Annotated in this window: 15 protein-coding genes and 1 pseudogene; 7 read left to right on the plus strand and 9 right to left on the minus strand. The window is 62.8% G+C overall.

Going from position 1 to position 12625, the window contains the following annotated elements; genetic code table 11:
• Positions 1–13 precede the first annotated feature (13 nt).
• From coxB to FAA86_RS18130, 3 genes are read left to right on the plus strand one after another with little or no spacing between them, the layout of a single operon-like run.
• Complete coding sequence (gene coxB, locus FAA86_RS18120) at positions 14–712, plus strand: cytochrome c oxidase subunit II (RefSeq protein ID WP_136542540.1); 699 nt, start codon at positions 14–16, stop codon at positions 710–712.
• The gene (gene ctaD, locus FAA86_RS18125) at positions 709–3234 is read left to right on the plus strand and encodes a cytochrome c oxidase subunit I (RefSeq protein ID WP_136542541.1); all 2526 of its coding nucleotides are present in this window, start codon (positions 709–711) and stop codon (positions 3232–3234) included. The genes coxB and ctaD overlap by 4 nt, the downstream gene beginning before the upstream one ends.
• A gap of 1 nt (position 3235) precedes the next feature.
• On the plus strand, positions 3236–3571 hold the full coding sequence (locus FAA86_RS18130; protein WP_136542542.1) for a hypothetical protein: 336 nt from the start codon (positions 3236–3238) through the stop codon (positions 3569–3571).
• A 9-nt stretch (positions 3572–3580) separates the two neighbouring features.
• Here the strand turns inward: FAA86_RS18130 and FAA86_RS18135 are convergent, their stop codons facing one another.
• The 4 genes and pseudogenes from FAA86_RS18135 to FAA86_RS18150 all read right to left on the minus strand — a co-directional run bounded on the left by FAA86_RS18135 (position 3581) and on the right by FAA86_RS18150 (position 6014).
• Positions 3581–4054, minus strand: coding sequence for a VOC family protein (locus FAA86_RS18135; protein WP_136542622.1), 474 nt, complete (start codon positions 4052–4054; stop codon positions 3581–3583).
• A 457-nt stretch (positions 4055–4511) separates the two neighbouring features.
• A pseudogene (locus FAA86_RS24975) lies at positions 4512–4946 on the minus strand (DUF2155 domain-containing protein); the annotation flags it as partial.
• Positions 4947–5039: 93 nt separating this feature from the next.
• Complete coding sequence (locus FAA86_RS18145) at positions 5040–5438, minus strand: NADH:ubiquinone oxidoreductase subunit NDUFA12 (RefSeq protein WP_113459445.1); 399 nt, start codon at positions 5436–5438, stop codon at positions 5040–5042.
• Between the two features lie 108 nt (positions 5439–5546).
• Positions 5547–6014: a GNAT family N-acetyltransferase gene (locus tag FAA86_RS18150; protein WP_136542544.1), complete on the minus strand. Its 468-nt coding sequence runs from the start codon at positions 6012–6014 to the stop codon at positions 5547–5549.
• Between the two features lie 57 nt (positions 6015–6071).
• On the opposite strand from FAA86_RS18150, the gene FAA86_RS18155 reads away from it, so the two are divergent.
• On the plus strand, positions 6072–6506 hold the full coding sequence (locus FAA86_RS18155) for a hypothetical protein (protein ID WP_136542545.1): 435 nt from the start codon (positions 6072–6074) through the stop codon (positions 6504–6506).
• 31 nt (positions 6507–6537) lie between these two features.
• On the opposite strand, the gene FAA86_RS18160 is transcribed toward FAA86_RS18155, so the two are convergent.
• Positions 6538–7035: a GNAT family N-acetyltransferase gene (locus tag FAA86_RS18160; RefSeq protein ID WP_136542546.1), complete on the minus strand. Its 498-nt coding sequence runs from the start codon at positions 7033–7035 to the stop codon at positions 6538–6540.
• A gap of 4 nt (positions 7036–7039) precedes the next feature.
• A complete protein-coding gene (gatB, locus tag FAA86_RS18165; RefSeq protein WP_136542547.1) occupies positions 7040–8542 on the minus strand; it encodes an Asp-tRNA(Asn)/Glu-tRNA(Gln) amidotransferase subunit GatB in 1503 nt (500 codons plus the stop codon).
• Between the two features lie 139 nt (positions 8543–8681).
• Between gatB and FAA86_RS18170 the strand changes: the two genes are divergently transcribed.
• Complete coding sequence (locus FAA86_RS18170) at positions 8682–8987, plus strand: DUF1294 domain-containing protein (RefSeq protein WP_136542548.1); 306 nt, start codon at positions 8682–8684, stop codon at positions 8985–8987.
• Positions 8988–9001: 14 nt separating this feature from the next.
• Here the strand turns inward: FAA86_RS18170 and FAA86_RS18175 are convergent, their stop codons facing one another.
• Entirely contained in the window at positions 9002–9511 is a 510-nt protein-coding gene (locus tag FAA86_RS18175) for a GNAT family N-acetyltransferase (protein ID WP_136542549.1), read from the minus strand.
• Positions 9512–9785: 274 nt separating this feature from the next.
• Here FAA86_RS18175 and FAA86_RS18180 point away from each other — a divergent pair, with 274 nt between their 5' ends.
• Together FAA86_RS18180 and FAA86_RS18185 are read left to right on the plus strand one after the other, a co-directional pair.
• Entirely contained in the window at positions 9786–10043 is a 258-nt protein-coding gene (locus tag FAA86_RS18180; RefSeq protein WP_113459438.1) for a YjhX family toxin, read from the plus strand.
• Positions 10044–10437: 394 nt separating this feature from the next.
• Entirely contained in the window at positions 10438–10590 is a 153-nt protein-coding gene (locus FAA86_RS18185) for a type II toxin-antitoxin system RelE/ParE family toxin (RefSeq protein WP_246035124.1), read from the plus strand.
• A 3-nt stretch (positions 10591–10593) separates the two neighbouring features.
• Here the strand turns inward: FAA86_RS18185 and FAA86_RS18190 are convergent, their stop codons facing one another.
• Positions 10594–11049 (minus strand): GNAT family N-acetyltransferase, encoded by a 456-nt coding sequence (locus FAA86_RS18190; RefSeq protein ID WP_136542551.1) that lies wholly within the window; start codon positions 11047–11049, stop codon positions 10594–10596.
• A 20-nt stretch (positions 11050–11069) separates the two neighbouring features.
• On the minus strand, positions 11070–12551 hold the full coding sequence (gene gatA, locus FAA86_RS18195) for an Asp-tRNA(Asn)/Glu-tRNA(Gln) amidotransferase subunit GatA (protein ID WP_136542552.1): 1482 nt from the start codon (positions 12549–12551) through the stop codon (positions 11070–11072).
• Positions 12552–12625: the final 74 nt, after the last annotated feature.

Below are 12625 nucleotides of genomic sequence, written 5' to 3' on the forward strand. Positions count from 1 at the left end.
CGGCATCGGCCGATTGTTCCATCGCCTTGCCGCGGTCTCCTTCGGTGCGCTGCTGCTGACGTCCTGCAGCGGTGATCTTTCGACGCTGGAGCCGGGCGGTCCCTATGCCGTTGCGATCGCCGATCTCTGGTGGATCATGCTCATCGGCTCCGGCCTCATCCTCGGCCTGGTGCTGGTGCTGCTGGCTCTGGTCTTCTTCAAACCCGGTTTCGGCCGACGCCTCTCGCCCAAGGGCTGGATGATTGCCGGCGGTCTCTTCCTGCCCATCCCGGTCCTGGTCGCGCTGATGACCTATGGCATGGCACAGGGCGAATATCTCATCGGGGCCTGGCAACGCGAACCCGTCATGGCGCGGGTCGAGGCGCGCAGCTCGATGTGGCGCTGGGACTTCCGCTATCCGGATCTGCCGGGCAATCTCACCACCGACGGAACGCTGCATATCCCGGCGGGCGGCGTGGTCGAGGTGCGGGTCACCAGCGACGACGTGGTGCACAGCTTCTGGATCCCGCGACTGGCCGGCAAGATCGATGCGGTGCCCGGCCATGAAACGGTGGTGCGGATCAAGGCCGATGTGCCGGGCCGCTATGGCGGCATCTGCGCCGAATATTGCGGTATCGGCCATGCCGGCATGCGCTTCATCGTCGAGGCGCATGCGCCCGAAACCTATCGCCAGAGACTGAATGCACTGTCCGCAGGAGCGCCCGCCCCATGACCGATGCCAGACCCGAAACCGGGTACACGACACCAAAGACGGCGGTGCGGCTGCATCATGAGCTCGAGGCGGTCTGGGGATCGGGCCGCGGGCTGGAACGACTGTCGGCGGTGAACCACACCGTGGTCGGCAAGCGGTTCATGGTGACGGCGCTCGTCTTCTTCGCGATCGGCGGCGTGCTTGCCATGCTGATCCGGGCGCAGCTCGCCTCGACCAACAGCGCCTTCCTGGATGCCGCCCAATATGCCCAGGTCTTCACGATGCATGGCGTCATCATGATGTTCCTGTTTGCCATTCCCTTTTTCGAGGGGCTGGCGATCTATCTCCTGCCGAAGATGCTGGGTGCCCGTGACCTCGCCTTCCCCCGCATGTCGGCCTATGGCTACTGGTGCTACCTCTTCGGCGGCTCCTTCCTTGTCCTCGCGCTGGTCTTCGGCATCGCGCCCGATGGCGGCTGGTTCATGTATACGCCGCTTTCGTCACGCCCCTATTCGCCCGGCATCAACGCCGATGTCTGGCTGCTCGGGATCACCTTCGTGGAAATCTCGGCGCTCTCGGCAGCGATCGAGATCATGGTCACCATCCTCAAGCTCCGGTCACCGGGCATGTCGCTCACCCGCATGCCGATCTTCGCCTGGTATATGCTGGTAGTCGCGGCGATGATGCTGATCGGCTTTCCGCCGCTGATCCTGGGTTCGATCCTGCTCGAAGTGGAACGGGCCTTCGACCTGCCCTTCTTCGATCCGACGCGCGGCGGCGATCCGCTGCTCTGGCAGCATCTCTTCTGGCTGTTCGGCCATCCGGAAGTCTACATCATCTTCCTGCCCGCCGCGGGTGCGCTCTCGACGATCATTCCCGTCCTCTGCCGCACACGGCTCGAGGGTTACGGCCTGATCGTGGCGGCGATCGTTGCCATGGCGTTCTTGTCCTTCGGGCTCTGGGTCCACCACATGTATACGGTGGGCATACCGCATGTGGCGCTCTCCTTCTTCTCGGCCGCGAGCGCGCTGGTTGCGATCCCGACGGGCATCCAGATCTTTGCCTGGCTTGCGACCATGGCGCATGGAAAGCCGCGCCATTCGATCCCGATGCTGCATGTATTCGGCTTCTTCTTCGTCTTCGTGGCGGGTGGCCTGACCGGCGTGATGCTGGCCATGGTGCCCTTCGACTGGCAGGCGCATGACACGCATTTCGTCGTGGCGCATCTGCATTACGTGCTGGTCGGCGGCTTCGTGTTCCCGATGATGGCGGCGGCCTATTACTGGCTGCCGCACATCACGGGGCGACAGCCTGTACAGCATCTGTCGAAGCCGGCCTTCTGGCTGGTCTTCATCGGCTTCAACGTCACCTTCTTCATCATGCACCTGACCGGACTGCGCGGCATGCCGAGACGCGTCTTCGAGTATCCGCAGGAGGCCGGTTGGGAGGTGTTGAACTTCATCTCCTCGGTCGGCGGCTTCGTCATGACGATCGGCTTTGCGTTGGTGGCGCTCGATCTCATCATGCTGATCCGTCATGGCAGGCCTTTCCGTCGGGACCCGTGGGAAGCAGGCACGCTCGAATGGGCGACGCCGACCCCGCCGCCCTCCTACAATTTCGGCTCCCTGCCGCATTTCGACACGCGCGGCGATGCGCTGGAACCGCGCAAGCTCGGCCCGGAGCTCGCCGCCGGTCGCGGCTATCTCGGCTTCATGCGCAATGGCTGGATGGAGACGCTGAGCGTCGAAATGGTGAGCGGCCGGCTCGATCATGTCGTGATCCTACCGCGCCCGACCTTCCTGCCGCTCTGGACAGCCATGGCAACCGCCGTTTTCTTCGCGAGCCTTCTCGCCAAGCTCTACTGGCTGACGCCCGTGGCTTTCGTTGCTGTCGTCATCCTCTTCTTCCTCTGGACCCCATCGACGGGGCTCAAACAGGAGATTGGTCCGCTGGAGATCGGGCGCGGCGAGCGGGCGCTGCATCACCAGGAGGTGGCACAGCCTCCCTCCTGGTGGGCCGTGGTCTTTGCGCTTGCCGCCAATGCAACGCTCTACACGTCACTGGTCTTCGGCGCCTTTTTCCTCTGGCTCTCGGCCCCCAACTGGCCGCCGCCGGATCTCGACTTCACTTTCGTACTGCCCTCGCTCGTTGCAGCGGTCGGTTTGACGATGGCCGCGATTGCCGGACGGATGGCCAACGGCCAGCCCGGGCGTACGGTCAGCGGACTGGTGGTGGCCTTGGTGGCACATCTGGCAAGCGTGGGTGCCGTCGCCGTGCTCCTGATGTCGATCCCGGCACCGACGGGTCATGCCGCATCCGCCGCCGCCTTCGCCGTGGCCGTCTATGTCGGTTTCCATGCGGCCATCGGTGCGGTGCTTGCGATTTACGGCCTGTGGCGCTGGAACACCGGGTTCATCGGTCCGTCGCGGGTGCTCGATCTGCGGATTGGCCGTCTCTGGCACGACTACACGGCGGTAGCCGGCCTGATTGGCCTCGCCTTCCCCTTCGTGCTGCAAAGCCTGACCGGGATCGGGGGGCGCTGAGATGAAGGTTTCTCCCTTCCTCCTGCTTCTGACTGGCTTCGTGATCTGGTCCGGCGCCTTCCTAGGCCTCTACGGTGCTCAGGCCACCGGCTGTCACCTGGGCTGGCACCAGATCAACATCGGACCGATCTCGGCGCTGCGCCTGCTGCTGGCGGTGATGCTGGTGGCAACCGTTTCGCTGATTGCCGGGCTGCATGTCATCGCAGCACGGTCGCTCGGCGAACCGCAGAGCGAAAACGCCAGACTGCTGATCAAGATCGGCGGCATGCTGCAGGCGGCAGCACTGGTCGCCACCGTCATCACCTATGGTGGCGTGATGTGGCTGACGCTGTGCTAGAGGGGACGGTCAGCCCCGCCTTGCCGCGTCGATTTTCGCCACGTCGATCTTGCCCATCTCCATCATCGCCTCGAAAGCGCGCCTGGCTTCGTCTCCGCCGGCGGCCAAGGCTTCGGTGAGGGTGCGCGGCGTGATCTGCCAGTTGATGCCCCATTTGTCCTTGCACCAGCCGCAGGCGCTCTCCTGGCCGCCATTGCCAACCATGGCGTTCCAGTAGCGGTCCGTCTCCTCCTGATCGTCGGTGGCGATCTGGAAGGAGAAGGCTTCGGAATGTTTGAAGGCCGGTCCGCCGTTCAGTCCCAGGCAGGGGATCCCGCAGACCGTAAAGTCGACGGTCAGCACATCACCCGCCTTGCCCGAGGGATAATCGGAGGGCGCGCGATGGACGGCCTTCACCTGGCTGTCGGGGAAGATCGAGGCGTAGAAGCCCGCCGCCTCTTCGGCGTCGCGGTCGTACCAGATGCAGATGGTGTTCTTTGCAATCGCCATTGTCTCTCCTCCCAGACGCGTCTGTCGCCGCATTGCACGTCTGCAAGCGGTTGAGGTCAAGACGGAAAGTGAGATGCGAGCAATTTGGCCTTCGGCCGGGGCGCGGTCAGCTGACAGCCGGGCGGACAGCGCCCGGCAGAAGCGCCGATCAGAACAGACCGACGCCCGGGGGCGGTGTCACCTGCGTCTGTGGCGGCAGGGGCTGGCCTTCGGGAATGAGATCGTCCTGCTGCAGCCCGTCCTGTTCCGGCAGCGTGCCGCCGATGATCTCGTTCGGCACCTCGACGGGCGCTTCGAGCGGCGGAACCGCGGCCTGGTTGGGATCACCGTTCAAACCCGGATCCTGGGCCGGATCCTGCGTCGGATCGGTGATCACGGCACCCGGATTAGCCGAGGCTGCGGCGGGCGCCGGCGTTGCGGCATCGGCGGGCTTGTCGGGTTCCGGCGCCGGCTTTGCAACCGCCTCGACACCCGGCGGCGGCGGGACTTCCGACTCGACCTTGCAGCCGGTCAGCCAGACGTCATAGATCGGGTGCTCGACGGCGTTGAGCGCTGGGCTGTCGGCGAACATCCAGCCGGAGAAGATGCGGCGGATCTTGCGGTCGAGCGTGATCTCGTCGACCTCGATGAAAGCGTCGATCTTCTGAGCTTCCGACTCATCGCGCGTGTAGCAGACCTTCGGCGTCACCTGGAGCGCGCCGAACTGGACGGTCTCGTTGACATAGACGTCGAAGGTGGTGATGCGGCCGGTGATCTTGTCGATGCCGGCGAATTCGGCGACGGGGTTTTCGAGGCGGGCGGCAACGGCTTTGTCAGCAAGGCCGATCGTTGCCGTGGCAGCAAGCCCGACAACCGGAATGGCCCATGCCCATGCACTCAATTTCATCATCCCGCTCGCTTTCGTGGATCCTCTGAAGCCCAGATACAAGAAGGGCCTCACAAGAGAGGCCCTAATGCCGGATTATGGCCAAATCGGGTATCAGCCGCCCGGCGTCCAGGCGTCGTAGTCGCCGGTAACGCGCGGACGCTCGCCGGTGGCGGCGATCGAACCCTGGGGGCGATAGGCGGCAGGCGTGCCCGTCTGGTTCGGACGGTGTGCCTTTTCCCACTCGCGCGGCTTGTAGTCTTCCTTCGACGGCGGCGTGTCGGTGCGATAATGCATCCAGCCGTGCCAGCCGGCGGAAATCTTGGAGGCTTCGGCGTAACCGTTATAGATGACCCAGCGCTTCGGCTGACCCCAGCTGGTCATCGGGCCTTCGTAATAGACATTGCCGAACTCGTCTTCGCCGACACGCTTGCCGTGACGCCAGGTGAAGAAGCGGGTCCCCATGGTCTGACCGTTCCACCAGGTGAAGATCTGCAAGAGAAGCTGCTTCATCGTGTATCCTTGGGCAATTACCGCAGGCCGTGGCAAGGCCTTGTCGATCCTTCGTCGCTTATGCCGCCTGGACTTGCGCTTGTCCAGTGATTCCCCGCCGCACCCCCTTCATTTCAGCTTCAACTTGAAACCGATATGGGACGCCGTGAAGCCGAGCCGTTTGTAGAACCGGTGGGCATCCTTGCGCACGGCGTTGGACGTGAGCTGCACGAGACGCATGCCGTCCTGGCGGGCGCACTCGACGGCGAACTCGATCATGGCCGCGCCGATGCCCCTGCCCCGCATATCCGCGCGGGTCTGCACGGCCTCGATGATCATGGCGGAGGAGCCGCGACCGGTCAGCGTGGTGGTGACCATGGTCTGGAAGGTGCCGACCACCTCGCCGCCAAGTTCGGCGACGTAAAGGGTCTCGTTCTGGGATACGCTAATGCGGGCGAAGGCTGCGCGATAATCCGGCAGCGCCTCGGGCTCTGTGGTGTCGCCATGACCGCCGAGAGGATCATCGGCGAAGAGCGCGACGATCGACACCAGATCATTCTCGGTTGCTTCCCGGATCACGACTGTTTCCACTTGCATGCTGCCCCCGCTGTTGCGCTAGTTTGCAGGTCCATAACGATCCCGGGGGACTTCTTGATGACAGGCATGCGACGACTGGTGACAATTCTGTGCGTAACTCTTTCGGCGGCGGCCGTGCAGGCGCAGGAAGGCGGTCGAAAGGCGATCGCCTTCGTTCAGGCGCCGGAAATGGGCGCAGGCGTTTGCGTCGAGAGCGACACGGACGGCGCCATCGACTGCGCCATGAAACAATGCATGGAAAGTGGAGCGACCGCAGAGGATTGTCAGGTGAATGCCACCTGCTATCCGGCCAACTGGAGCGTCGACGTCTTCATGATGGCGGATGGCGGGCCGCATTGGCACCAGTATTCCTGCGGCTGGCAGACCAGGGAGCTGGCGCTAAAGGCGGCAGAACTCGCCTGCAGCGACGCCAAGGAGAACAACCTGATCGAATGCAGCGCCGTTCAGTTGATCGACGAGGAAGGCACGATCCTCGCGCCACCTTTCGAGTGATCCGGCATGTCCGTGAAAAGCAGAAAGCCGCTCACTTGAGCGGCTTTTCCATGATCACAGCCTCGATCCCGCTGTCGGGACCGCCGCAATTCTTCGTCCGGTCGACCTCGACGAAGTCATGCGCCTCATAGAAGGCGATGGCGCCGTCGTTCTGGGGCTCGACTTCCAGCCTCAGGATCTCGGCATCCGGGAAACAAGTCTCGATCTCGGCGAAGAGATCGCGGCCGATGCCCTGACGCTGGTGGTCGGGATGGACATAAAGCTGGTGCAGCACGGCGGTCTTGGTCAGCTTTTCGGACATGGCCGCGAAAGCCATCCCGCCGATCCGCTTGCCATCGTCCGCCACCAGATATTCGCCGCCCTTGACGTGGATGCGCCGCTTGATCTCGGCCGGCGAATGCCAGGCCGCGATCAGCTCGGCGACCTTGGCCGGTCCGTAGAACCGGTCATAGGTCGCGTGAAAACTCTGCGTCAGCAGGGCGCGGAGCGGTTCGACATCCCGGTCGTTGGCCGTGCGGACGAAGAACAAGCGCTTACTCCTCGATGCCCAGCTTGGCCTTGACCAGTGCCTGGACGGCCTGCGGGTTGGCCTTGCCGCCGGTCGCCTTCATCACCTGACCGACGAACCAGCCGGCGAGCGTCGGCTTGGCCTTCACCTTCTCGACCTGATCCGGGTTGGCAGCGATGATCTCGTCGACGGCGCGCTCGATGGCGCCCGTATCTGTCACCTGCTTCATGCCGCGGCTTTCGACGATCTCCGCGGGGTCGCCACCCTCGTTCCAGACGATCTCGAAGAGGTCCTTGGCGATCTTGCCGGAAATGGTCTCGGCCTTGATCAGGTCGATGATTCCGCCGAGCTGGGCGGGGGAAACCGGAGTCTCTTCAATGCCTTTGCCGGCTTTGTTCAAGGCGCCCAGCAAGTCATTGATGACCCAGTTGGCGGCCGTCTTGCCATCGCGGCCTTCGGCCACGGCTTCGAAATAGTCGGCGATCGCCTTTTCCGACACGAGCACGGAAGCGTCGTAGACGGACAGGCCAAGTTCGGCGACGAAGCGGGCCTTCTTGTCGTCGGGCAGTTCCGGCAGCGTCTTCTTCAGTTCTTCGACGAAGGCGTCGTCGAATTCGAGGGGCAGCAGGTCCGGATCGGGGAAGTAGCGATAGTCATGCGCATCTTCCTTCGAGCGCATGGAGCGCGTCTCGCCCTTGTTCGGGTCGAAGAGACGGGTTTCCTGGTCGATGACGCCACCATCCTCGAGGATCGCGATCTGGCGACGGGCTTCGTATTCGATGGCCTGGCCGATGAAGCGGATCGAGTTGACGTTCTTGATCTCGCAACGCGTTCCGAATTCGCCGCCCGGCTTGCGCACGGAAACGTTGACGTCGGCGCGCATGGAGCCTTCATCCATGTTTCCGTCGCAGGTGCCGAGGTAACGGACGATCGAGCGCAGCTTGGTCATATAGGCCTTGGCTTCGTCGGAGGAGCGCATGTCAGGCTTCGACACGATTTCCATCAGCGCGACGCCAGAGCGGTTGAGATCAACGTAGGACATGGTCGGATGCTGGTCGTGCATCGACTTGCCGGCGTCCTGTTCCAGATGCAGGCGCTCAATGCCGATTTCGATATCCTCGAAATTGCCCTGACGGTCGGGACCGAGCGAGATGATGATCTTGCCTTCGCCGACGATCGGGTCCTTGAACTGCGAGATCTGATAGCCCTGCGGCAGGTCCGGATAGAAGTAGTTCTTGCGGTCGAAGATCGAGCGCTTGTTGATCTGGGCCTTGAGACCCAAACCGGTGCGTACGGCCTGGGCCACGCATTCCTCGTTGATAACGGGCAGCATGCCGGGCATGGCGGCATCGACGAGCGAAACGTTGGAATTGGGCGCATTGCCGAAGACGGTCGAGGCACCCGAGAAGAGCTTGGAATTCGACAGCACCTGGGCATGGACTTCCATGCCGATGATGACTTCCCAATCACCGGTGGCACCGGGAATGAGGCGTTTCGGATCAGGCGTGCGGGTGTCTACCAGGGTCATCGGATGCTCGTGTCATGCGTGGACGTGTTGATCCGTGAGGTAGAGCAATTGCGCCCAAGGTGCAAGGCTTTGAGGGCAGCCAGCCGGATGACCTTCCGTTGACGGAAAAGGCACGAAGCTCGGCTAGTATATCCCGGACATGACCATCGACAGCCTCTTCACTCTGCTCGCAGTCTTCGCCCTCTGGAACGGCCTCGTCTTCGGCGTCTATGCCTTCGACAAGATCGCAGCCCAGCAGGGCGGCTGGCGCGTGCGCGAGGACACGCTAATCCTGCTCGCCATCGCCGGCGGCGGACCCGGAGCGCTGCTTTGCCAGAGACTGCTGCGCCACAAGACGAGGAAGCAGCCCTTCCCTGTCCTGCTCCCGCTCACGGCGGCGCTGCATCTCGTCCTTCTGGTCGTATTCGGGCTGTTTCCGCAGCTGGTGTCCCAAGTGATCGGCTAGCCGACGGTACCCGGTCAGAATTCCTGACCGTAGCCGGCACCGCCGGCTTCCGAGAGCGACTTCGAGAGGCCGACCGATTGCACGTCGCGATCGAGCTTCGGATTGTAGGTGACGGTCAGCCAGTTGACCGCATAGCCGTTCTTCTCGAAGAATTTCAGCGCGTCTTCGTTCATCGCGTGGGTCTGCAGACGCGCCACCGAAAAGCCCTGAGACTTCAGCCCCTCTTCGACGGCGTTGAGGAGTGCTGTGCCGAAGCCCTGGCCCTCGTGGTCGGGATCGATCCAGAAGTCCGTGATGGTCTCGTCCATGTCCTCGCGCGCGGCCCAGCCGACAACATTCCCGGACTTTTCGATGACGGTGATGGTGATCCAGCCTTCCTGGGTGAAGGCGGCAAAGGCATCCCGGGCATTGGCCGCCATCTCGGCCGCCTCCCCCACTGACGCCATTGCCTTGCGCCAGGCGCGCATGCCGATCTCCGTGAGGAGCTCTGCGTCGTCCTGGTGAGCCTTGCGGATCGTGACCATCCTCACCTCTTCAATTGAGCCAGTTAAGCATCCGTGATGATTCTTGACCAGAGTGTGTGTCCCTGACGCAATGGACGCAGGCGAATGGCTTGTGCTATTCGCCGTTCGTCTACAGGAGTTTTGATGTTCGGTTTGTCCGAGACCCGGTAAAGGCCCTGCCCGCGATCCCACAGTGATCGACCGGCCAGGGCCAGAAAACGAAGCCCCGACGCTCATACAGCGCCGGACCCGTTTTCATGCGCGCGTTGGAGCGCGCTTCTCCGGACATCAAACCATGGACATTTCACGCTCAGACCAGCGTATCCTTCACCTCATGGCCCAGGGCGGCTGGATCGAAATCCATCGCGACGAGCGGCGCAAGATCGAGAAAGCCTTGTGCTTTTCCCGCGACGGCTGGCTCTATCCCGGCTTCGACCTCGAGCTTTTCCGCAGGCTGAAACGCCTGAGGGCGATCAGCTCGAAGGAGGGCAAACCGTATCGCATCACCGAACGGGGCCTGCGGCTCGTGAGGTCGGAACTGGACAACCGGTGAGGCCGAAGGCCGGTGCCGCGGAAACGCGGTGCCGGCCGTCAGGAGGCAATTGGCCTTAGCCATGACTTGCGCTATTCTCTTTCCATGGCTGAACCGAAATCAGAAGCTTCAGAAGACATAGACTTCGCTCCATCGTCGGCAGTGTCGCAGGCGGAGTATGAGGCCTGGAAAGTCGAGAAGATCACCAAGGCACTCAGGCAGTGCGAGGATCGTGATGCCATGATCCCAGCGGATGACGTGTGGGAGCGCTTTGGCTTTGAACGTTAGTTCTCACCACAAGCAAATGCAGATCTCCTTGCCATTCATGCCTACATCTCGGATCAGGACAAACTTGCTGGCCGACCGAATTCTGTCGCGCCTTAGGCAGGCCACGGAAACGCTGAGGCATCATCCCTTGCTGGGGCGAACGGGCACAGTCTCCGGCACACGCGAATTACCGGTGCACGGGCTTCTCTACACGATCATCTACCGGATCGTCTCAACCGCTCAACTCGATATCGTGACCATTCTCCATCAGCGGATGCTGTATCCGCTGATGGAGGGGTGAGGCTCAAAACACCTGCTGCATCTTCACCTTGTCGACCGCCATTCCCATGGACGGCGAATGCTGCATGCCGCGCCAGATGATCGAAAAGCCCAGATCCTTGTAAAGCCGGATTGCGCCCTCGTTGGCGGCATGCGTGTCGATCCTGGCGCGCTTCAGGCCTTCTGCACGCATCTCGCGCAGCGTGTTGGAAATTAGCGCCGAGCCGATTCCGAGACCCTGATGGGCGGGGCTCACCCACAGATCGGAGATGTAGTCGCGCGCGCCATCTCGGGCGGTCCAGCCGACGATCTCGTCGCCGAGTTGGCCGACGGTGATCAGGCTGAAGTGCTCCTGGGCAAAGCGGCGAAAGCTCAGGCGGATCTTGACCATCATATCGACGCCGAAGGCATTCAGCACCGGATTGGCCGTCCAGGCGTCAAAACCGACACGGCCGACGCTTTCAGCATCGGCCGCTGTCATGTCACGGATGACGAAGTCCCTTACCACCACTTGGCCGGCGTGAACTTGCCGGCAGCCTGTTCGATGACATGGGCGGTCTTGAAGAGGGTTTCTTCCTCGAAGGGCTTGCCGATGACCTGAAGTCCGAGCGGCAGGCCCTTCTTGTCGAGGCCGGCGGGAACCGAGATGCCCGGCAGGCCGGCCATGTTCAGCGTGATCGTAAAGACGTCCTGCAGGTACATCTTGACCGGATCGGCGGCCAGTTCCTTGTCGCCGATGGCGAAGGCTGAGGACGGGGTGATCGGTGCGAGGATTGCATCGACGCCGGCTTCGAAAGCGAGTTCAAAGTCGCGCTTGATCAGCGTGCGGACCTTCTGGGCCTTGAGGTAATAGGCGTCGTAGTAGCCGGCGGACAGCACATAGGTGCCGATCATGATGCGGCGCTGGACTTCCTTGCCGAAACCGGCGGCACGGGTCTTCTCGTACATGTCGACAATGTCCTTGCCGTCGACGCGCAGGCCGTAGCGGACGCCGTCGTAACGGGCGAGGTTGGACGAGGCTTCCGCCGGGGCGACGATGTAATAGGCCGGAAGGGCGTACTTCGTGTGCGGCAGGGAAATGTCGACGATCTCGGCGCCGGCTTCCTTCAGCCAGGCAACGCCCTGTTGCCAGAGCGCGTCGATTTCTTCCGACATGCCCTCGACGCGGTATTCCTTCGGGATACCGATCTTCATGCCCTTCACGGAGCCGCCGATCGCCTTTTCATAGTCCGGAACCGGGAGATCGACCGAGGTCGTATCCTTCGGGTCGACGCTTGCCATGGACGTCAAAAGGATTGCGGCATCGCGCACGTCGCGGGCGAGCGGGCCGGCCTGATCCAACGACGAAGCGTAGGAGACGATGCCCCAACGCGAGCAGCGGCCATAGGTCGGCTTGATGCCGACAGTACCGGTAAAGGCAGCCGGCTGGCGGATCGAGCCGCCGGTGTCGGTGGCGGTCGCACCGGCGCAGAGATGGGCGGCAACGGCTGCAGCCGAGCCACCGGAGGAGCCGCCGGGCACGAGCTTCTCGTCGGAGCCTTTGGCCTTCCACGGGTTGACCGCCGGGCCGTAATAGGAGCTCTCGTTTGACGAGCCCATGGCGAATTCGTCCATGTTGAGCTTGCCGAGCATGACGGCGCCGGCATCCCAGAGGTTCTGCGTGACGGTCGACTCGTATTTCGGCTTGAAGCCGTCGAGGATATGGCTGCAGGCCTGGGTGTGGACGTCGCGGGTGGCAAAGAGGTCCTTCACACCGAGCGGAATGCCCTCGAGAACGCCGGCCTTGCCGTCGGCAATGCGGGCGTCGGAGGCCTTGGCCATGTCGCGGGCGACATCCGGGGTGACGGCCACATAGGCGTTCAGCGCGCCATTCGCCGCTTCGATCGCAGAAAGATAGGCGTCCGTCAGTTCGACGGCCTTGATCTCCTTGGCGGCGAGTTTCGCGCGGGCTTCCGCGATGGTGAGGCTGGTCAATTCGCTCATGGCAGGTTCACTTCAAACTGTCGACGGGCCGGCGGGCCCAAGAAAAACGGGAGGCGCTCTGAATTCTAAGGCGT

The sequence above is a fragment of the Rhizobium rosettiformans W3 genome, assembly GCF_004912135.1.
Classification (GTDB): Bacteria; Pseudomonadota; Alphaproteobacteria; order Rhizobiales; family Rhizobiaceae; genus Allorhizobium; species Allorhizobium rosettiformans.